The organism is Brevundimonas sp. TWP1-3, assembly GCF_049896085.1.
GTDB lineage: Bacteria > Pseudomonadota > Alphaproteobacteria > Caulobacterales > Caulobacteraceae > Brevundimonas.
This window is the reverse complement of sequence record NZ_JAFCTP010000001.1, coordinates 1,497,564-1,516,707: the sequence shown is the minus strand read 5'-3', so window position 1 is coordinate 1,516,707 and position 19,144 is coordinate 1,497,564. Positions and strand designations below refer to the sequence as shown.

Sequence of the window (19,144 nt, the reverse complement as noted above, 5' to 3'; positions counted from 1 at the left end):
ACCCTGGCGACGTGCCTGATCAACCCTCGACGTGAGGGGGGCACGTCGGCACGGCGTCATCAGAAGTCTCCAGACCGCCAACCACGATCTGAATGACGGGCTCGTTCCAATGCTCGAAGTTCGCCATGCCCGAGGGGACCGTGCAAACCGAGGTGGCGGCCGGGCCTCGCGCCTGGCCGCCCACATACCTCACGATGAAACCTGCATATTTCAGCCCCTCGCCCTGGCTGTTCTCCACCTTGAGCAACGAGCCGACATCCTGTCGGGCATGCAGTCCGAACCTGATCGTTCCAGGCTCGGCCTCATTCAGCGGGCCGCGCGAACCCTCCGCAGGCGGCAGGACGTCGCGGACCTCGATGCGGTCGACCTTCACGAGGTCGTAGGTGCCATTCGCGTTCCGACGCAGGGTCGCCCGTTCGCCTGCGGCGACGTTAAGCGTGCCCTGTACGAAGCTGGACCGTCGGCCCGCAAACTGCTGAGGGGTCGGTGGATGCGGGGGCTGTGCGTCCTGCATCAGAACCCCTGCCATTAAGGCTGCCAACAGCATGATGATCTCCGGTTGCGCGCCGAATAGCTCTTACCCCGACTGATCCGTCAAGGGCCGCCCTCGTCCAATACTGCGGCCTAACCCTGTGCGTCGAGCGGCCGATAGGCCGCGCCGACGAAGGCCATTGTCAGCGGCGCCTGAAGGCCTGTCAGCACGACGGCGAAAACGATCCAGCCCGCCGTCCCCGACAGCAGTCCCGCGCCCCACAGCAGCACCAGGCCGATCTTGGGCGCCGACATCACGATCAGGCCGCCCAGCAGGGGCCAGAAGGCCCCGCGTGCGATGCTCATGCTTTGCAGCGACACCATATGCCCACGCCCGATCGTCGCCGGCGCGAACAGGGACAGCCGCACGCTAAAGGCGACGACGGCGAACAGGGCGAAGGCCGTCACCAGCGCCAGCAAGGCCAGTTTCCAGACCGGGCCGACCGCGCTCCACTGACGCAACGTGATGGCCTGGGCGTTCAGCTCGGCCATGCCGAAGAGGGCCAGCAGCACCAGGGCGACGACCGACAGGATCATGGCCAGGAAGACCGCGCACAGCAGGCCGGCGCCCAGCAGGCGCAGCTCCGGCCGACCGAACTGAAGACCCGCTGGCCCCAAACCAAGCCGCTGCGCCTGCGGCAAGTCCTCCGTAATGGCGATCCGGCCGAGCGCCCCGGCCAGCACCAGCGTCGTGATCAAGCCGAACGGCGCCCACATCAGGCTGGCCGCGCCCGCCGCCAGCGGCTGGATGCCCCAGACCACGGCGGCGGCCAGGATCGCGCCCCAGGCCCCGCGCCACAGGCGAGGCAGGGCATCGACCGTCGCCGACAGCGTCTCGCCCAGTCGCAGAACCCGATGCCCGTCCAAATCTCGCCCCCGATTACCGGCGGCGGATATAGCAGGGGACCATGACACCGCGCCACCCGCCCGCTAGAAGGCCGCGATGATCGCTTCTTCTCCCTCCCCCATCCATGTCATCGGCGGCGGCCTGGCCGGCTCCGAGGCCGCCTGGCAGATCGCCAACGCCGGGGTGCCCGTCATCCTGCACGAGATGCGCGGCGTGCCCGGCGTCAAGACTGACGCCCACCACACCGATGGCTTAGCCGAGCTGGTCTGCTCCAACTCCTTCCGCTCGGACGACTGGGAGCACAACGCCGTGGGCCTGCTGCATGCCGAGATGCGTGCGCTGGATTCGATCATCATGGCCTGTGGCGACATCAATCAGGTGCCGGCGGGCGGCGCCCTGGCCGTGGACCGCGACGCCTTCTCCCAAGCCGTGACCGCAAAGCTGTCGGCCCACCCCCTGATCACCATCTTGCGCGAGGAGATCGCCGGCCTGCCGCCGGAAGATTGGGACAACGTCATCGTCGCCACCGGCCCCCTGACCTCGCCCGCCCTGGCCGAGGCCATCCTGAAGGCGACGGGCGAGGAAAGCCTCAGCTTCTTCGACGCCATCGCTCCCATCGTGCACGCCGACAGCATCGACTTCGACATCGCCTGGCGACAGTCGCGCTATGACAAGGAAGGCCCCGGCGGCGACGCCGCCGCCTACGTCAACTGCCCGATGGACAAGGACCAGTACGGCGCCTTCATCGACGCCCTGATCGACGGCCCCAAGGCCGAGTTCAAAGAATGGGAGCACGTCCCCTATTTCGACGGCTGCCTTCCCATCGAGGTCATGGCCGAACGGGGTCGCGAGACCCTGCGTCACGGCCCGATGAAGCCCGTCGGCCTGACCAACCCACGCGATCCCCTGGTCAAGGCCTACGCCATCGTCCAGCTGCGTCAGGACAACGCCCTGGGCACCCTGTTCAACATGGTCGGCTTCCAGACCAAGCTGAAGCATGGGGCGCAGGCCGAGACCTTCCGCATGATCCCCGGCCTGCAGAACGCCCAGTTCGCCCGTCTGGGCGGCCTCCACCGCAACACCTATCTGAACAGCCCGCACCTGTTGGAGCGCCAGCTGCGCCTCAAGGCCATGCCGCGCCTGCGCTTCGCCGGTCAGGTGACGGGCGTGGAAGGCTATGTCGAAAGCGCCGCCATGGGCCTGTTGACCGGTCGCCTCGCCGCCGCCCAGGCGCTGGGTCGCGACCTGTCGCCGCCGCCGCCCGAGACCGCCATGGGCGCCTTGGTCGAGCACATCACCGGCGGGCACCTGGCAGGCTCGAAGTTCCAGCCGATGAACATCAACTACGGCCTACTGCCGCCGCTGGAAGCGCCCAAGGTCGATGAGGCCGGCGTCAAGATCCCGCTCAAGGAACGCGGCCGGGCCAAGAAGCGCCTGATGAGCATCCGGGCGATGGAAAGCCTGAAGGCCTGGCGCGACGCGAGCTGACACCGCAGGCCGGGTCGCTCAGCGCAGCTTGGGCAGGCCCGGCCGGAACCCCAGCGTCATCACGCCCAGCAGGATCACGCCGACGCCCATCAGCACCCAGGCCTGGGTCAGGTCGGCCATATGGTCGCGCAACAGGCCGGCGCCCAGCGGCGAAAGGCTGGCGATGATGTAGCCGCCGCCCTGAACGAAGGCGAGCAGGTCGCCCGACCGCGCAGGATCGTCGATCTGATCCATCGCCAGGATCAGGCTCAGCGGGAAGACGGCGCCGATCCCCAGGCCGAGGACCAGCACCACCGGAACCGCCAGGCTGACCGGCGCGAGCACCAATCCGGCCAGACCAAGCAGGGCCAACACCAGCGCCGTCAGGATCGGTCCGCGCCGATCCGGGAACCGCCCGATGGTCATCGACACCAGCAGACCCGCCATGACCTCGGCGCCGGTCATGCCGCTGAGCAGATAACCCGCCGTCGCCCTCGGCTGGCCCAGGTCGATGTAGAAGGGCGGCAGCCAGGCCAGCACCAGCGTATAGGCCGACGTGCCCAGCCCCATGATCAGGATCAGCCGCCACGCCCGTCCCTGACGCCAGAAGGGAAGCTCCGGGTCCGTCGCCTCGACGACGGCGGCGCGGTTCGGCTCCTCGGCCGCCGGATCGCGTGACGCCGCCAGCCAGATGATCGCGGCGACGAAAGCCGGCACGCTCCACAGCGCCAGGGTTCCGGCCCAGCCGACCGCCTCGGCCAGGCCCGCCGCTGTCGCCGCCGCGATGGCGGCGCCGCCCATGATGCCGGTGGTGTAGAGCGCCATGACCGTGCCGAACCGGGTTGGAAAGGCCCGTTTGATGACGACCGGCGCCAGGGCCTGGATCAAGGCCACGCCCACCCCGACGACCGCCGCGCTGGCGATCAGGCCCGCCGTATCGTTCAGCACCGCCCGCACCAGGCAGGCCCCGCCGATCAGCAGCGCGCCCAGCAAGACCCCGCGCCGCTCGCCCAGCCGCCGGTGCAACGGCCGGATCGACAGGGCGCCCAGACCGATCATCAGCACCGGCAGGGTGGTCAGCAGGCTGGCGGCGGTCGAACCCATGCCCGTCGCGCCTTCGATCAGGTCCAGCAGCGGCCCGACCGCCGCCATCGCCGGACGCAGGTTCAGCGCCAGGGCGACGACGGCCGCCAGCAACAGCAGCGACGCGCCACGCATCGGCGCTGCGTCAGGTCGTGCGGTCATGATGAGGACTCCCACTGAAAATCGCGCTAGTCTCTCGACCTCAAGTATCTCGATGTCAAGATAACCATGCCCGACAGAGCCTCTCGCGCCGCCGCCCAATGGGCTGTCCAGCGCCCCGACCTGGACATGTTGCCGATGGAGGTGCTGGGCCGCCTGAACGAGGCGTCGCAACTGGTGATCCGCGAGCGACAGACGCCGCTGTTCGCACGCTATGGACTGCAGCATGGCGAGTTCGACGTGCTGGCGACGCTGCGTCGCTCCAGCGAGAGAGACGGGCTGACCCCGACGGCGCTGTTCGAGGCGGCGATGATGTCGTCCGGCGGCATGACCGCCCGCATCGATCGGCTGGAAAAGGCGGGCCTGGTCGAGCGTCGCCCGCACCCGAGCGACCGCCGGGCCACCTTGGTCCGCCTGACCGACAAGGGGTTCGACCTGATCGATTCGATCATGCCCAGCCATCAGAACACGGCGCGAGAGGCGCTGGCGGGGTTGTCGCATGAGGAACAGAAGACGCTGAACGCCCTGCTGGCGCGCCTGATCGCCGGCCTGAACGGCTAGGTCATATCCGGCCGCGCAGAACGGCCCACAGCAGGCGCAGCCGTTTCAGCGGCTCGGGCCGATCAGGGTCGGCAGCCAGGGCGGCGTGGGCGACGGCGGGGAAACCGACAGTCGGCAGACGCTTCAGCGCGGCGTTGGCGGCGGATCGCAGGGCCGCCGCCTCTTGCGTCCTGCCGGTCTGCGCCAGTGCCCAGACACGGCCCGCCTCGGCGACGGCCGCGTCATGGTCCGCCCCTGCCAAGATCCGCACCCCGACCTGCATCGGCCCGACATAGAAGGCGTCCAAGTCGTGCGGTTCTTCGCGCACACGGCCGATGTGAGCCTCGATCAGGGCGTCGAACGGTGCGCGGTTCAGGCCGTGGCGGGCGACGAGGTCGGTCAGGGCCTCCAGCACCGGATGGCCCTTGCGCGGCACGCCCGCGAAGACGCCGTCCATCTGTTCCGCCCACCACGTGTAGCGCATCTCGGCCAGCAGCGGCTGGGTCACGCGCGTGGGGATGGTCATCAGCTCGGCCTCGAAGGCGTAGAGCGCGATCAGGTCGGCGCGGGCGCGCGCATCCGCGACCAGGCGGCTGGACAGCCAGCGGTCGAGGTCGGCGGTGCGGACCTGTTGGTCGAGGGTATCCGCAGCCTCGGTCAAGCTGCGCGCGACACCGCGAAATCGGCGAGGTCTTCCAAAGCCGTGCGCCAGTCGCTGGACGGCAGCACCGACAGGGCCGCCTTGGCCTGATCGGCATAGTCGCCGGCTAAGTCCAGCGTCGCGCCGATGGCGCCCGAGCCGATGATCAGTTCGCGGGCGCGGGTGAAGTCTTCGGGCGTGCGCTCGCCCTTGGTCACGGTGCGCTCCCAGAAGGCCTCTTCACGGCCCTTGGTGCGGGCGACGGCCAGCAGCAGCGGCAGGGTCGCCTTGCCCTCGTTGAAGTCGTCGCCGGCGTTCTTGCCCAGGGCCTCGGCCGTCGCGCCGTAATCCAGGGCGTCGTCGGCCAGCTGGAAGGCGATGCCCAGGGCCATGCCGTAATCGCGCAAAGCCTTGGTCGCGGCCGCATCAGCCCCGGCGCCCACGGCCCCCGCCTCGGCGGCGGCGGCGAACAGTTCGGCCGTCTTGGCCGAAATGATCTGCAGATAGGTGGCCTGGTCCAGGTTCAGGTCGTGGGCGCGGGTCAGTTGCAGCACCTCGCCCTCGGAGATCACGCGCGACGCCTCGGCCAAAATCCCCAGGGCGCGCATCGAGTCGGTCTCGACCATCAGTTCGAAGGCGCGGGCGAACAGGAAGTCGCCGACCAGGACGCTGGTCGGCGCGCCCCAGATCAGGTGGGCCGCGACCTTGCCGCGACGCAGCTCGGACGCGTCCACGATGTCGTCGTGCAGCAGGGTGGCGGTGTGGATGAACTCGACCGCGGCGGCCAGCTTCAGCGGCGCGTCGATGTCGCCCTGGGCGCCCACAGCGCGGGCGGCGGCGACGGTCATCAGCGGGCGCAGACGCTTGCCGCCCGCCGACACCAGATGCTCCGCCAGTTTGGGGATGATCGGCACGTCCGATTGCATCCGGTCCAGGATCAGGGCGTCGACGGCCGCCATGTCGACCTCAGCCAGCCGGACAAGGGCGTTGACGTCCCCCTTCGGGCGGGGAGCGGCGGCGATGGCGACGTCCAAGCGGATACTCTTTCACTGGCGCGGCGGACCGCGTCGAAGGATTTTGCGGCCGGGCCGGCTTGCCCCCGCGAGTTGCGGCGCACAATGATGTTCGACCCCTTGAGGGTCAAGGAGATTGAGGCTTGGACGCGGTCGAAACCCTGCCGACGGAAATCGTCGAGAACGGCCTGTTGAACGGCCGGGTGCGCCTGCGTCAACCCGCGCGCGGCTATCGCGCCGGGATGGATGCGGCCTTGCTGGCGGCGGCGGTCCCGGCTGAAGCGCGCCAGAGGGTGATCGAGGCGGGATGCGGCGCGGGCGCCGTCCTGATGCAGATCGCGGCGCGCCGGCCGGGCGTCATGCTGACGGGGCTTGAGCGCGATCCGGCGATGGCGGCGCTGGCGGTGGAGAACGCGGCCCTGAACGGGCTGGCCGCGACCACTGCGATTCGACAGGGCGACGTGGCGACGGGGTTCAGGGCGTTGGGGGTCGAACCTGGCGACTGGGCCGTGTCCAATCCGCCCTTCTTCGACGACGCAGGGGCTTTGCGCGCGCCGGCCGAGGGCAAGCGCGGGGCCTGGATGGCCGACGACGGGCTGAAGGCCTGGACCGACTTTCTGCTGAAGGCGGTGAAGGAAGGCGGGCGGATCGTGGTCGTCCACCGGGCGGATCGGCTGGCGGACCTGCTGGCGCTGTTGGGAGAAAAGGCCGGATCCTTCACCATTCGGCCCGTCCATCCCTTCGCGGACGAGCCAGCCAAACGGGTGCTGGTCCACGCCATCAAGACCGGGCGGGCGCCGCTGCGACTGCTGCCTGCGCTGGTGCTGCACGACCGCGATGGCGCCAAGCACACCGATCAGGCCGAGGCCATCCTGCGCGGCGAGGCGGCGCTGGACTGGTGATCCGGCGCGGCGTTCGGGTGGTCAATCGCCGCCGGAACGCCTAAATGCCGCCTCCTGACGAAAACGAGCGCGCTCCGTGTCAACCGACGACCTTCAGCATGATCTGCCCCGAGACCTTGAAGATGGCCTGATCGCCGTCGGCGAGGCCGCGCGCGATCTGCGCGAGCCATGGTGGATTTTTGGCGGCGCGGCCATGGCGCTGTATGGTCTGACAGACCTGCATGTGCCCGACATCGACGTCCTGTGTGCGCCGCGCGACGCGCGCACGCTGCTGGCGGAACTGGGCGGCGAGGTGATCGCCGATCCGGGTGAAGGCCTGTTCCGCTCGGCCGTCTTCGGTCGCGCCCCGGACCAGCCGATCCTGGTCGAGGTCATGGCCGATCTGGAGACCCGCGACGGCGCCGACTGGACCCAGGTCGCCTTCGCCTCGCGTCGCCTAATCTACGTCGAGGACACGCCCCTGTTCGTGCCCGACATCCGGGACCATATCGCCCTTTACCGCCTGTTCGGCCGCCCCAAGGATCTGGCGCGCGTCGAGCAGCTTGAACGACTGATCGCCTGAATGCCCTTTCCTTTCGATATCTCCGCCACTGAAGGCCGGGCTCGCACCGGCGTGCTGAAGACCGCACGCGGCGACATCCGCACCCCCGCCTTCATGCCTGTAGGCACCGCCGCGACGGTCAAGGCCATGACGGTGGACCAGGTCAAGGCGACCGGCGCCGACATCATCCTGGGCAACACCTATCACCTGATGCTGCGCCCCGGCCCCGAGCGGATGGAGCGTCTGGGCGGCCTCCACAAATTCATGGGCTGGGACAAGCCGATCCTGACCGACAGCGGCGGCTTCCAGGTCATGTCCCTGGCCGGGATTTCGAAGGTGAAGGAAGAGGCGGTGACCTTCTCCTCCCACATCGACGGCTCCAAACATGTCCTGACGCCCGAGCGCTCGATCGAGATCCAGGCCGACCGGATCGGCGCCGACATCTCGATGCAACTGGACCAGTGCGTGGCCTATCCGGCGGAACGGGACGCGGCGCAAAAGGCGATGGAGCTGTCGATCCGCTGGGGCGCCCGGTCCAAGGCCCGGTTCGGCGAACGCGAGACCCAGGCCCTGTTCGGCATCCAGCAGGGTTCGACGTTCGAAGACCTGCGTCGCCAGTCGTCGGATCAACTTCAGAAGATCGGCTTCGACGGCTACGCCATCGGCGGCCTGGCGGTCGGCGAGGGTCACCAGGCCATGTGCGAGGTGCTGGACTATGCGCCCGAGATGCTGCCCGCCGACCGGCCGCGCTATCTGATGGGGGTGGGCAAGCCGATCGACCTGGTCGAGGCCGTCTGGCGCGGCGTGGACATGTTCGACTGCGTCCTGCCAACTCGCGCCGGCCGCCACGGCCAGGCCTGGACCTGGGACGGCCCGCTGAACCTGAAGAACGCTCGTTTCGCCGAGGACCAGGACCCGTTGGATCCCAGCATCGACGGGCCGTCATCGCAGTATTCAAAGGCCTATCTGCACCACCTGATCCGCGCCGACGAAATCCTCGGCAAGGTCCTGCTCAGCTGGCACAATATCGCCTTCTACCAAGCCCTGACCGCCGCCATGCGCGCCGCGATCTCGGAGGGCCGGTTCGAACAGTTCCGCCGCGACTTCCACGCCCGCCACACGTCGAACTGACATGCGTATCGAGAAGTCAGGCTTCCACGCCTACAACACCTATCTGGAAGAGCCGCCCCGCGACGCGGGGAACGAGACGGCCCTGCACCGCCACGTCATCATCATCGGCGGCGACAAATACTCATTCTTCGCCCACTGGTCCGGCAAGTTCGCGCACAAGGGCGAACGGATATCCTTCAACTGGGACTGGGACCGGACCGGCGAGTTCCGCAACATCGACAAGACGTCCTTCGAAGCCTTCGCCAAGGACGGTACGATCCAGATCAGGGGCGACCGTCGCGACCGGCGCCGCACCTTCGGCCGGTAACCGGGATCAGCCGCTCAACGCTGTGACGGTGCTGCAGGCCGGAACCAACTGGGGGCCGCCGGCGGGGCGCAGTTCCGCTGCATCCCCATGCCCTTCAGGAAGGCGCGGCGCATCCGGCCCGACTGGATGGCGGACTGGACGTGCTTGCTGTGCTGCTCGGCCCCGCTCAGGCGGCGTATCCAGCTTCGACCGGGGATGAAATCGCTCGCCGTGCCGCGAATGGCGTCCAAGGCCGCCTTGGCCGCCGCATCGGCGGCGCGTTCGCTCAGAAACGAGCCGTCCTGACGCGGCGGCTCGTCCGTGTCCGGTCCCAGCGCATCGTTCAGCCGCGCCACTTCGGCGCCGATGGTCGTGCACTGGTTCAGGTTGCGCAGATCGTAGGGGTTGGCTTCCGCCTGCAACAGCACCGTCGGGATGATCTGGCGGCGCAGGTTAAAATCTTCCAACGGGGCGGTCGCCGCTGCGCCGAAGCCTGCTCTCACCTGTTCCGCACCGCCCATGGCGGAGCGCCCCGCGTTGCAACCGACCAAGGTGGTCGCGGTCAACGTCGCCAGACCCAGCAGAATGTGTCGTTTCATCCGGCTGTTAGATCACCCGTAAGCGGCGGATCAAAGGCGTGAACGCAGTTCGCAAAGGAAGAAGTGGCACCTCCACCCGAATAAAGAAGAAACAGGCCAATGCTCCTAGATTTTAAATGATGAAAATGCCTATGATCAGCGATGCGCCCAGATACAATATTAATTGAGCTCAGACGATGATGTTGAGAGAACGGCAGTGGATACGAATTCGATGAGATCGATATCCTCTCCAAGAGGATCAACGTCATCGGAAAATGGCAGTATCATCTTTAGCTCATCATCTGACTGATCATTCTTTGTATGAACAACCCTACATCGAATATCATATATCCTATCGGCCACATCGTTCCGTAGGTCGGCCTTTTTGTTTCCGATCGGTATCTTATGGTATCGAGCCTTAGCGCTTTTCCCAGAAAAATGTTCTGACCGATCAGTACTCGCCTCTAGATAGTTTCGCAGTTCATCGGAACCTATACATTCGTTAATTACGGCACGAAGTTGTGTTCGCTCGCTTCCGTATCCACCGGAGCGCGCGGCCTGCACTGCGGATATAACCTGGTTTAGGTCGTCATCTCTCATCGCACGGAACGTTGGGCGCCGCACAATTGCACCAACCCGTTTACGTGCCTCAATCTGCGAATATCTTGGAAAATAGAATTCTATACACTGATAGTAAGCAAGATACTGAAGCAATGGCATAGATCGAGCACTTTTTCCATACCAATAAAGAGAAACCGCTTCATCGTTTAGCTTTGTTATCGGGTAAACGACCTGCAGTTCTCTCCTAGATTTCCGTGAAATGGATACCCTTCTCTTCCTTTCTCGAATTACAGAAAAGGTATATCCATGAATCTGATCGATCTGGAAAAATAGACTGTTCAAATAATCCATGACATTTGAAGTCACGTTCTCAGACGTCGTTGCCGTTATGCCGTTTATTTTTAACGTATACTTTTGCCCCCGACCGCCCGTCAGGCTGCGATATAGTTTCGTTCTTTCGGAAACGAAAATATTGGGCTTTCCGGCTCCCTCCGGGGATGCGAGTTGGAATGCAGGAGCCGGATTCTGACCGCGAGCCGAAGACAGCCCCGCGAGGCGCCTCAGCAGCCCCTCGACATTAAATCGTGTCGTCTGAAGCCCAAACTCCACAGCAGACTGGTCAGGACACCATACAGCTTCCAGTCCTGGCAGGAAGCGAACGCGCTCAAAATCTTCGCCTAACAGAATATCTGCTTGGTCAGCCGAGAAGACTCCGACTTGTCTATGCCCTTGGCCGGCCGGAAAAGATATGTAGCCATAGACGCCTAGATCAGGATCGTCATGCTGCTCAAATGGAATATTTGACGCATCACACCTCTGTTTAATAGCGACTAATCTTGCTTTGAGAATCCTCTCACTTTCGTCGTCAATTATTAGATCTGATTCATCCTCATCAAGCAAATCAGTGTCGTCAGCCAAGTCTGCCTCCCAGTGCATTCACGAATGGAGGACACCTAGCGACCTGTCACCCCATACGTCTAGCTGAGATTGTTGCAGGGACGACCTGGAGAAGCGTCTTTAGCGCGACTTTGAAAGACGCCGCAGTCGAAAAAATGCGCGGCAGCTTTGCAGCAAGCTAATGTCTTGCAAAAGGAAAATGGTACGCCCTCTCGGGCTCGAACCGAGGACCCTCTGATTAAAAGTCAGATGCTCTAACCAACTGAGCTAAGGGCGCACCGCGCGACGTCCGGGCTGGCCCGAACCGTCGAAGGGCGCCTTCTGTTGTAATCCGGCCTTCCGGTCAAGTCCCGGTCTGCTACTCATGTGGCATGCAACCGTTAAATGGCGTCCGCATCATCGAATTCGACGGCCTGGGGCCGGTCACCTTCGCCGGGATGATGCTGGCGGACCTGGGGGCGGAGGTGGTGCGGCTGACGCGCGACGCCTCGGCCGGGCCTGCCGTGTTCGACGAAGTGGGCGGGGCGGTGCTGCATCGGGGACGGGCCTTCGTGCCGGTTGATCTGAAGTCTGCCGACGACCGTGAGCGCATTCTGACAATGGTCGATGGCGCGGATGCGGTGATCGAGGGGTTCAGGCCCGGCGTGATGGAGCGGCTGGGCTATGGGCCGGAGGTGTTGCAAGCGCGCAAGCCTGGGCTGGTGTTCGGGCGGATGACGGGCTGGGGCCAGACGGGACCGCTGGCGAACGCCGTGGGGCATGACCTGAACTACATCGGCCTGTCGGGCGTGCTGCACGCCATGGGCGAGGCGGATCGTCCGCCCTCCCCGCCGCTGAACCTGGTGGGCGACTATGGAGGCGGGGCCATGCTGCTAGTGGTCGGCGTGCTGGCGGCGCTGGTGGAGGCCAGGACCACCGGTCAGGGTCGGGTGGTCGACGCGGCCATGACCGACGGCGCGGCCCTGCTGGGCGGGCTGTTCCAAGCGCTGCGCGGTCAGGGGATGTGGAGCGACCGGCGCGGAGCCAATCTGCTGGACGGGGGCGCGCCCTTCTATCGTTGCTACGCCTGTCGCGACGGCAGGTTCGTGGCGGTAGCGGCGCTGGAGCCGCGATTCTATGCCGCCCTGCTCGCGGGGCTAGAAATCGATCCGGCCGAAGCGGTTCAGTACGACATCGCCGCCTGGCCCGCGTTGCAGGCCCGGCTCGCCGCCCTGTTCGCGACCCGCGACCGTGACGATTGGAGCGCCCATTTCGCCGGGACCGAAGCCTGCGTCACGCCGGTCCTCAGCCTGGCCGAGGCGCCCGACCATCCGCATAATCAGGCCAGGGCGACATTCCAGGATGGTCTGCCGCGACCGGCGCCCCTGTTCGACGGCAAGGCGGCGGAGCCCGGTCCCAAGTCTGCGCTGACGCTGGACCAGATGGTCACAAAATGGTCCCATCGCGCGGGATGACCAGAGCAGTTTTCCGCGCTATGGGAACGGCTTAGCGCTGGGGGCGTTGCAGGGGATAAGCCCCGGGGACTTTCATGACACGCTCGACTTTCGTTCTGGCCGCCGCCGTATTGAGCGTGTTTGCGCTCTCGGCCTGCGACGACCGTCCGTCGAGAAATGACGACAATTACGTCGAGGCGCCGGTCGAGGCGGCTCCCCCTCCGGTCGAGGAAGAGACGCCGCCGCCGCCGCCCGAGGTGCAGGACCCGACCCCCACGCCCCCGCCGTCCAGCAGCCTTCCGCCTGATGAACGCACGTCGGAACAGACGGTCCAACCCGAGAGCGAGACCCTGTTCTACTAAAGAGCAGGTTTGCCGGGGGGCGTAGTTTTGACGAGAGATCGAGTTTGACGTTCAGGCCTAACCTGCTGGTCGCGACCCTTGCGGCCTTTTCGGCCTGCGCTCATGCGGCGGCGGCGGATCCCCGCGCCCAGATCCGGGGCGACATGGACGCAGAGCTGCGCCGGGCGCTGGAACGCGCCGTGGGCGAGGTCGATGGTGCGCCGGCCAGCCGGTTCGAGGCCCGTCGTCGGGCGGAAAGCGCCGTGACCTCGGCGACCGCCCTGTTGCGGTCCGAGGCCTACTACCAGCCGATCGTGGAAGACATCGTCGAGGGCGAAGAGACGCCGGTCGCCATCGTCTCGGTCCAGCCAGGTCGGCGCTTTTTGCTGACCGATCCGACCATCCAGTGGGTCGATCCCGCGCCCGAGGCCGAGGCGGCGGATAAGGCCAGGACGGCCATCGCCCTGAAGGCCGGCGAGCCCGGTCGGGCGGCGGATGTCATCTCGGGCGAGGGGCGGCTGGTGGCGACCCTGGTGCGTGACGGTTACGCCGACGCCAAGGCCAATCCGCGCCGGGTGGTGGTGGATCACGCCGCCTTCACCGTCGCGCCGGAATACCGGATCGCCTCGGGCGCGCTGGTGCGGCTGGACGGCGTGCAGCTGTCGACGCGCGGCCGGACCAATCCCGAGTGGGTCGCCGGCCTGGCGCCGTGGAAAGAGGGCGACCGCTACGACCCCGACCAGGTCGCCGAACTGGAGCGCCGGCTGCTGGACACCGGCGTCTATGACGGCATCGGCGTGGCCCTGTCGCCGCTGGACCAGGTGACCCCGGAGGGCCTGCGTCCTGTGATCGTCAGCCTTCAGGACCGGCCGCGCCGCGTGCTGGAGGCGGGCGCCACCTGGTCCACGGCCGAAGGCGCCGGGGTGGACGTGATCCAGACCCGCTACAACCGCTTCGGACGGGCCGACACCCTGCGGCTGGAAGCGCGACTGGCGGACATCGACAGCCGGATAGGCGCGGACCTGTCCCTGCCCCACTGGCGCCGGCCCGGCCTGACGCTGAAGCTGGGCGCGGCGGTGGTGAACGAAGACACCGACGCCTATGTGCGCACCGCCCTGGTCCTCTATGCCGACCTGCAGCAGCGGATCGGAAAGACCTCGTATTTCAACTACGGCATCGGACTGGATGCAGGTCAGTACAGCGAGACCCGCTACGACTTCACCACCCTGCCCCCGCAGCGCGTCGACTTCGACCGCAACCTGGCGATCGTCACCGCGCGGACCAGCGCCTATATTGACCAGTCCAACGATCCGCTGAACCCGACCAAGGGCTGGCGCGTCAATCTGGCGGTGCAGCCGACGGCGGTGACCGGCGACAGCAACATCCTGTTCCTGCGCACCGAGACGCAAGGGACGGCCTATTTCCCCGTGGCCGGCGACCGCACCATTCTGGCCGGACGCATGAAGATCGGATCCATCGTCGGGGGCAGCGAGCTGAACGTGCCGTCGGATCGCCTGTTCTATTCCGGCGGCGGCGGGTCGGTGCGGGGCTATTCCTATCAGGGCGTCAATCCGCAACTGCCGGACGGGACGCCGCGCGGGGGGCTGTCGCTGTTCGAGACCTCATTCGAAGTGCGTCAGTCGATCGGCCAGAGCTTCCAGGCCGTCGCCTTCGTGGACGCCGGTTCGGTGGGCTTCCAGGAGACGCCGAACCTGACCAACATGCGTTACGGCGCTGGCGTCGGCGTGCGCTACATGCTGCCGTTCGGGCCGATCCGGGCGGACGTGGCCGTGCCGTTGAACACGAGTGAAGGCGACTCGGCCTTCCAGATCTACATCAGCATCGGGCAGGCGTTTTGACCGACACACCGCCTGAAGCCCCATTGCCCGAAACCACGCCGCAAGAGACGACGCCGACCAAGGCCGCGCGGCCCACTAAGGCGCGGCGCGGATGGCTGAAACGCATCGCGCTGATTACCGGCGCGGTCATCGCGGGTCTGCTGGTGCTGGTCGCCGCCGCCCTGGTGGGCGGGCGTTACTACATCGCCTCGGACGGCGGCCGGGAGATGGTTCTGCAGCGGCTGCAGGACCTGAAAATCAGCCGCTATGGCCGGCTGAAGGTCTATGGGCTGAAGGGCGATCTGCTGAGCGATTTCACCATCGACCGCGTCACCCTGGCCGACAGTCAGGGCGTCTGGCTGGAGGTGAACAACCTCAGCATGGACTGGTCGTATCTGGCGCTGGTAGGCCGAAGCTTCCACGCCAACGACATCAAGGCCGAGACCGTTCGCGTCCTGCGCCGGCCCGTGGTCGAGCCTCCCAGCGGCGAGCCGCCCAGCCCGCAGCCGATCTCGGTTCGGATCGACAAGTTCTCGGCCAATATCGAACTGATGGAGGGCTTCTCCAAGGAGTACGGCCGCTGGAGCCTGTCGGGCGACGCCAGCCTGCCGCGCACCGGGGCCAAGAGCGCCACCGTCAACGCCGACAGCCTGAACCGGCCGGGCGACTATCTGCGCCTGGCCGCGACCTTTGGCGGCAAGCTGGAAGACACGCGCCTGAACCTGCGCGCCAACGAGGTGCAGGGCGGGCCGCTGGCCGGCGCCCTGGGCTATTCGCCTGATCAGCCGTTCTCGGCCGTCGCTGTGCTGAACGCCGATGTCGTCAACGCCCGCGTCCAGACCGGGCAGTTCGTCCCCCTGATCATCCAGGGGCATTTCGGCGACAAGGGATCGCGCGCCTCGGGCTTCGCCGATTTCAGCGGCTCGGACCTGCTTGAGCCGTTCGTCACCCGTGTCGGCCGCACGGCCCGTTTCGGCTTCGCCATGGTCCCGACGCCGGACAAGGCCAGCCAGGGCGTGGCGTGGAAGCTGATCTCCGACAACGTCCAGTCCGAGGCGCGCGGCCTGATCCGAAACTCTGACCGCAGTTCCCCGGACGGGATTACCCTGAACATCCAGACGGCTTCGCTGAGCCGACTGGTCGGGTCCGATGTCGCCGGGCCGGCCGCCTATTCCGGCCTGTTCAAGGGCGACGCCGAGACCTGGAGCCTGAACGGTCAGGCCACGCTGCTGAACGCCAATGTCGCCAGCTATCGCGCGACCCGCATCGCCGGGCCGCTGAACGTCGCGGTCAAGAACGGCCGCATGGACTTCGACGGCGACATCCGCGCGAACGGAGGTTCGGGCGAAGGCATCATCGGCGGCCTGCTGGGTTCGACGCCGCGCGTGCAGATGCAGGCCGCGCGGATGAAGGACGGCGCCATACTGCTGGAGAAGGTCGATCTGCAGGGCCAGGGTCTGAGCCTGAACGGCTCGGGCTCGCGCAACCTGCTGGGCGGGATGAGCTTCCGCGGGAACGCGCAACTGACCGACGCCTCGCGAGTCCTGCCCGAGGCGCGTGGCGCCTTCGGCGGGCCGATCCGCGCGTCGTCGGCGCGGACGGGTGCGCCTTGGGTGCTGAACTTCGACGGGCGGGGGCGAAACCTGACCGTCGGCATGTCCGAGCTGGATCGCCTCCTAGGCAAGACGCCCCGTTTGCAACTGGCCGGCAGGCTGAACGGCGGGCGGATCGAGGTCGAGCGCGGCGAACTGACCGGCGCGGCCGGTCGTGCGGGCGCCAAGGGCATCATCGAGACGGCGGGCAATCTGAGACTGGCGCTGGACTGGAACGCGCGCGGGCCGTTCGCGGCCGGGCCGGTCGAGATCGGCGGCGACATGAACGGACGCGGCGCCCTGACCGGCACCCTGTCCCAGCCACGCGTCGACCTCACCGCCGGCTTTCAGCAGATCACGGCCGGCGCCCTGACGCTGAACAACGCAGACCTGACGCTGAGCTTCCGCAAGGGCGCGGATGCGTCCGACGGCCGGATCATGGTCGTCAGCGGCTCGAACTATGGTCCCGCACGCGCCTCGGGCAACTTCTTCCTGGGCGGCAAGCAGATCCGCCTAACGGATCTGGACGTGGACGCGGGCGGCGTGACGGCCAAAGGCGCCGTCGCCCTGTCGGACAATATCCCGTCCAGCGCGGACCTGACGTTCACGGCGCGCGCCGGGGCCTTCCTGGCCTCAGGCGAGGCCAACGGCCGTGTGCGGCTGACGGACGGCGGCGGATCGGACAGCGCCATCCTGGACGTCAACGGGCGCAACGTCCGCCTAGCGGGCCAGAGCTGGATCATCCGCACCCTGGATCTGGACGGACGCGGCACGCTGAACAACCTGCCCTTCACCCTGGCGCTGGACGTGGGCGGGCCGACGCCGGCCCAGTTCAACGGCGCGGGCGTCTATTCGCGCCAGAACGAGACGCACGGCCTGACGCTGCGTGGCGGCGGTCGGGTGCGCGAGGTGGCTTTCACAACCCGCAGCCCGGCCTCGATCACCCTGAACGGCGCGAACCGCACGGCCCATCTGGACCTGGGCGTCGGCGGCGGCGTCTTGCTGGCCGACCTGCGCCAGGACGCCCGCACCGTCGCGGTCCAGGCCGATTTGACGCAGGTGGACCTGGGGTCGATCTCGCCCGAACTGCGCGGCAGCGTGACGGGCCAGGTGGCCCTGCGCGGCGCTGGAAGCGACCTGTCGGGAACGGCCAACATCGCCCTGCAAAACGTGCGCAGCATCGATGCGCCGCGGGGCCTGGCGGTGGACGGACGGGTGGACGCCACCCTGTCCGGCGACCGGCTGACCATCAAGGCGACGGCGGTCGACGAGGGCGCGGTTCAGGCCTCCGCCGACGTCGTCCTGCCCGTCGAGGCCTCGGCGGCGCCGCTACGCCTGGCCATCGCCCGGACCCGCGAGATGTCGGGCCGGGTGTCGATCAACGGTCAGATCCAGCCGATCTGGGACCTGTTCCTGGGCGGCGAACGCAGCCTGGCGGGTCAGGTCAACGGTCAGGCGACCCTGGCCGGCACCCTGAACGCGCCGCGCCTGAACGGTCGGTTCGACCTGAGCCAGGGTTCCTATCGCGAGAACGCCGTCGGCCTGGTGTTGAGTGACATGACCCTGCGGACCCAGTTCGACGACACCACCGCATTGATCGAGACCTTCACGGCCAACGACGGCTCGGGCGGCACGGTCTCGGGCCAGGGCCGCGTCGGCCTGCGCCAGGGATCGGGATCGAACGCGCAGCTGACGCTGACCCGTTTCCGCGTCATCGACAACGACATCGCCGAGGCGCGCGCCTCGGGTCCGATCACCATCGTTCGGGGTGCGGACGGCAATATCCAGCTGGGCGGCCGGATCGACATCGACGAGGCCAATATCCAGCCGGAACTGCCCGGCGCCACCGGCATCGTCGGGATGGACGTGGTCGAGATCAACCGGCCCGGCGGCGACCCGGAAGAGACCGAGCAGACGGCGCGCGGCCCGCAGATCGGCATGGACATCGCCCTGCGCTCGACCGGCGGCAAGGTGCGGGTCAACGGGCGCGGTCTGAACGTGGTGCTGGACGTCAATGCGCGAGTGCGCGGCACCATCGCCAATCCGCAACTGACGGGTTCGGCCAATGTGGTGCGCGGCGACTATGAGTTCGCGGGCAAGCGGTTCGTGTTCGACGATACCGGCCGGGTCACCCTGTCCACCGATCCGAAACAGATCCGGCTGAACCTGGCGGCGACGCGAGAGGATGCGGCCCTGACCGCCTCGATCAATGTCACCGGCACGGCGGCCGAGCCGAAGATCGCCCTGACCTCGACCCCCTCCCTGCCCCAGGACGAAATCCTGTCGCAGGTGCTGTTCGGGCGGTCGGCGTCGCAGCTGTCGGCCTTCGAGGCGGCGCAGCTGGCGGCAGGCGTTGCGGCCCTGGCGGGCGGCGGCGGGTTCGACGTGATCGGCAACCTGCGCGAACTGGCGGGTCTGGACCGGCTGTCCTTCGGCGGCGACGCCTCGGCGGTCACCGTTGCGGGCGGGCGATACATCACCGACGACGTCTATCTGGAGGTCATCGGCGGCGGCGAGAGCGGCGCGGCGGTCAAGGTCGAGTGGCAGCCCCGGCGCAACATCGCCGTCAGCTCGCAGTTCGGCGGCCAGGGCGACACCAGCCTGTCGATCCGCTGGCGCCATGAAAGCCGCGAGGCCGGAGACCGTCGTCCGAACCGAGGCCGTCGCACCCGTTAGGTTGCTGCGGCGGTCGGGAGGCCCATACCTATTCTCCGCTCATCCCGGCGAAAGCCGGGACCCAGAGCTTTGGGCGAGAGTTGCCTGA

General features: G+C 67.1%; 17 protein-coding genes and 1 tRNA gene. 10 read left to right on the top strand and 8 right to left on the bottom strand.

Translation table 11 applies throughout. From position 1 onward, the window contains the following. Positions 1–19: 19 nt before the first annotated feature. Positions 20–547, bottom strand: a complete 528-nt coding sequence (locus tag ACP693_RS07585; RefSeq protein WP_425982909.1) for a hypothetical protein — start codon at positions 545–547, stop codon at positions 20–22. 77 nt (positions 548–624) lie between these two features. After that, the gene (locus ACP693_RS07580; protein ID WP_426017725.1) at positions 625–1,398 is read right to left on the bottom strand and encodes a hypothetical protein; all 774 of its coding nucleotides are present in this window, start codon (positions 1,396–1,398) and stop codon (positions 625–627) included. Between the two features lie 76 nt (positions 1,399–1,474). Between ACP693_RS07580 and trmFO the strand changes: the two genes are divergently transcribed. Then, positions 1,475–2,866, top strand: coding sequence for a methylenetetrahydrofolate--tRNA-(uracil(54)-C(5))-methyltransferase (FADH(2)-oxidizing) TrmFO (gene trmFO / locus ACP693_RS07575; protein WP_426017727.1), 1,392 nt, complete (start codon positions 1,475–1,477; stop codon positions 2,864–2,866). Between the two features lie 18 nt (positions 2,867–2,884). Here trmFO and ACP693_RS07570 read toward each other — a convergent pair whose 3' ends face one another. Continuing rightward, positions 2,885–4,090 carry an MFS transporter gene (locus tag ACP693_RS07570; RefSeq protein ID WP_426017728.1) on the bottom strand — a complete coding sequence of 402 codons (1,206 nt, stop codon included), beginning with the start codon at positions 4,088–4,090 and terminating at the stop codon, positions 2,885–2,887. Positions 4,091–4,156: 66 nt separating this feature from the next. Between ACP693_RS07570 and ACP693_RS07565 the strand changes: the two genes are divergently transcribed. After that, positions 4,157–4,648: a MarR family winged helix-turn-helix transcriptional regulator gene (locus tag ACP693_RS07565; protein ID WP_426017730.1), complete on the top strand. Its 492-nt coding sequence runs from the start codon at positions 4,157–4,159 to the stop codon at positions 4,646–4,648. Between the two features lies 1 nt (position 4,649). On the opposite strand, the gene ACP693_RS07560 is transcribed toward ACP693_RS07565, so the two are convergent. Further along, a complete protein-coding gene (locus ACP693_RS07560; RefSeq protein WP_426017732.1) occupies positions 4,650–5,288 on the bottom strand; it encodes a squalene/phytoene synthase family protein in 639 nt (212 codons plus the stop codon). Continuing rightward, positions 5,285–6,301 carry a polyprenyl synthetase family protein gene (locus tag ACP693_RS07555; protein ID WP_426017734.1) on the bottom strand — a complete coding sequence of 339 codons (1,017 nt, stop codon included), beginning with the start codon at positions 6,299–6,301 and terminating at the stop codon, positions 5,285–5,287. Before ACP693_RS07555 ends, ACP693_RS07560 begins: the two co-directional genes overlap by 4 nt. Before the next feature lie 122 nt (positions 6,302–6,423). On the opposite strand from ACP693_RS07555, the gene ACP693_RS07550 reads away from it, so the two are divergent. From ACP693_RS07550 to ACP693_RS07535, 4 genes are all read left to right on the top strand, one after another. Continuing rightward, positions 6,424–7,182 carry a tRNA1(Val) (adenine(37)-N6)-methyltransferase gene (locus ACP693_RS07550; RefSeq protein WP_426017735.1) on the top strand — a complete coding sequence of 253 codons (759 nt, stop codon included), beginning with the start codon at positions 6,424–6,426 and terminating at the stop codon, positions 7,180–7,182. A gap of 76 nt (positions 7,183–7,258) precedes the next feature. Next, positions 7,259–7,744, top strand: a complete 486-nt coding sequence (locus ACP693_RS07545) for a hypothetical protein (protein WP_426017736.1) — start codon at positions 7,259–7,261, stop codon at positions 7,742–7,744. Further along, positions 7,745–8,854, top strand: a complete 1,110-nt coding sequence (gene tgt / locus ACP693_RS07540) for a tRNA guanosine(34) transglycosylase Tgt (RefSeq protein WP_426017738.1) — start codon at positions 7,745–7,747, stop codon at positions 8,852–8,854. 1 nt (position 8,855) lies between these two features. Continuing rightward, positions 8,856–9,161: a hypothetical protein gene (locus tag ACP693_RS07535; RefSeq protein WP_426017739.1), complete on the top strand. Its 306-nt coding sequence runs from the start codon at positions 8,856–8,858 to the stop codon at positions 9,159–9,161. 14 nt (positions 9,162–9,175) lie between these two features. Here ACP693_RS07535 and ACP693_RS07530 read toward each other — a convergent pair whose 3' ends face one another. The 3 genes from ACP693_RS07530 to ACP693_RS07520 all read right to left on the bottom strand — a co-directional run bounded on the left by ACP693_RS07530 (position 9,176) and on the right by ACP693_RS07520 (position 11,453). After that, the gene (locus ACP693_RS07530; protein ID WP_426017741.1) at positions 9,176–9,739 is read right to left on the bottom strand and encodes a hypothetical protein; all 564 of its coding nucleotides are present in this window, start codon (positions 9,737–9,739) and stop codon (positions 9,176–9,178) included. Between the two features lie 159 nt (positions 9,740–9,898). Beyond that, positions 9,899–11,197, bottom strand: coding sequence for a hypothetical protein (locus ACP693_RS07525; RefSeq protein ID WP_426017743.1), 1,299 nt, complete (start codon positions 11,195–11,197; stop codon positions 9,899–9,901). A 179-nt stretch (positions 11,198–11,376) separates the two neighbouring features. Then, a tRNA-Lys gene (locus ACP693_RS07520) sits at positions 11,377–11,453 on the bottom strand. Between the two features lie 94 nt (positions 11,454–11,547). Here ACP693_RS07520 and ACP693_RS07515 point away from each other — a divergent pair. The 4 genes from ACP693_RS07515 to ACP693_RS07500 all read left to right on the top strand — a co-directional run bounded on the left by ACP693_RS07515 (position 11,548) and on the right by ACP693_RS07500 (position 19,056). Continuing rightward, positions 11,548–12,630 carry a CaiB/BaiF CoA transferase family protein gene (locus ACP693_RS07515; RefSeq protein ID WP_426017744.1) on the top strand — a complete coding sequence of 361 codons (1,083 nt, stop codon included), beginning with the start codon at positions 11,548–11,550 and terminating at the stop codon, positions 12,628–12,630. Between the two features lie 74 nt (positions 12,631–12,704). After that, entirely contained in the window at positions 12,705–12,971 is a 267-nt protein-coding gene (locus ACP693_RS07510; protein WP_426017746.1) for a hypothetical protein, read from the top strand. Between the two features lie 44 nt (positions 12,972–13,015). Further along, positions 13,016–14,809 (top strand): autotransporter assembly complex protein TamA, encoded by a 1,794-nt coding sequence (locus tag ACP693_RS07505; protein ID WP_426017747.1) that lies wholly within the window; start codon positions 13,016–13,018, stop codon positions 14,807–14,809. A gap of 23 nt (positions 14,810–14,832) precedes the next feature. Further along, entirely contained in the window at positions 14,833–19,056 is a 4,224-nt protein-coding gene (locus ACP693_RS07500) for a translocation/assembly module TamB domain-containing protein (RefSeq protein ID WP_426029310.1), read from the top strand. Positions 19,057–19,144: the final 88 nt, after the last annotated feature.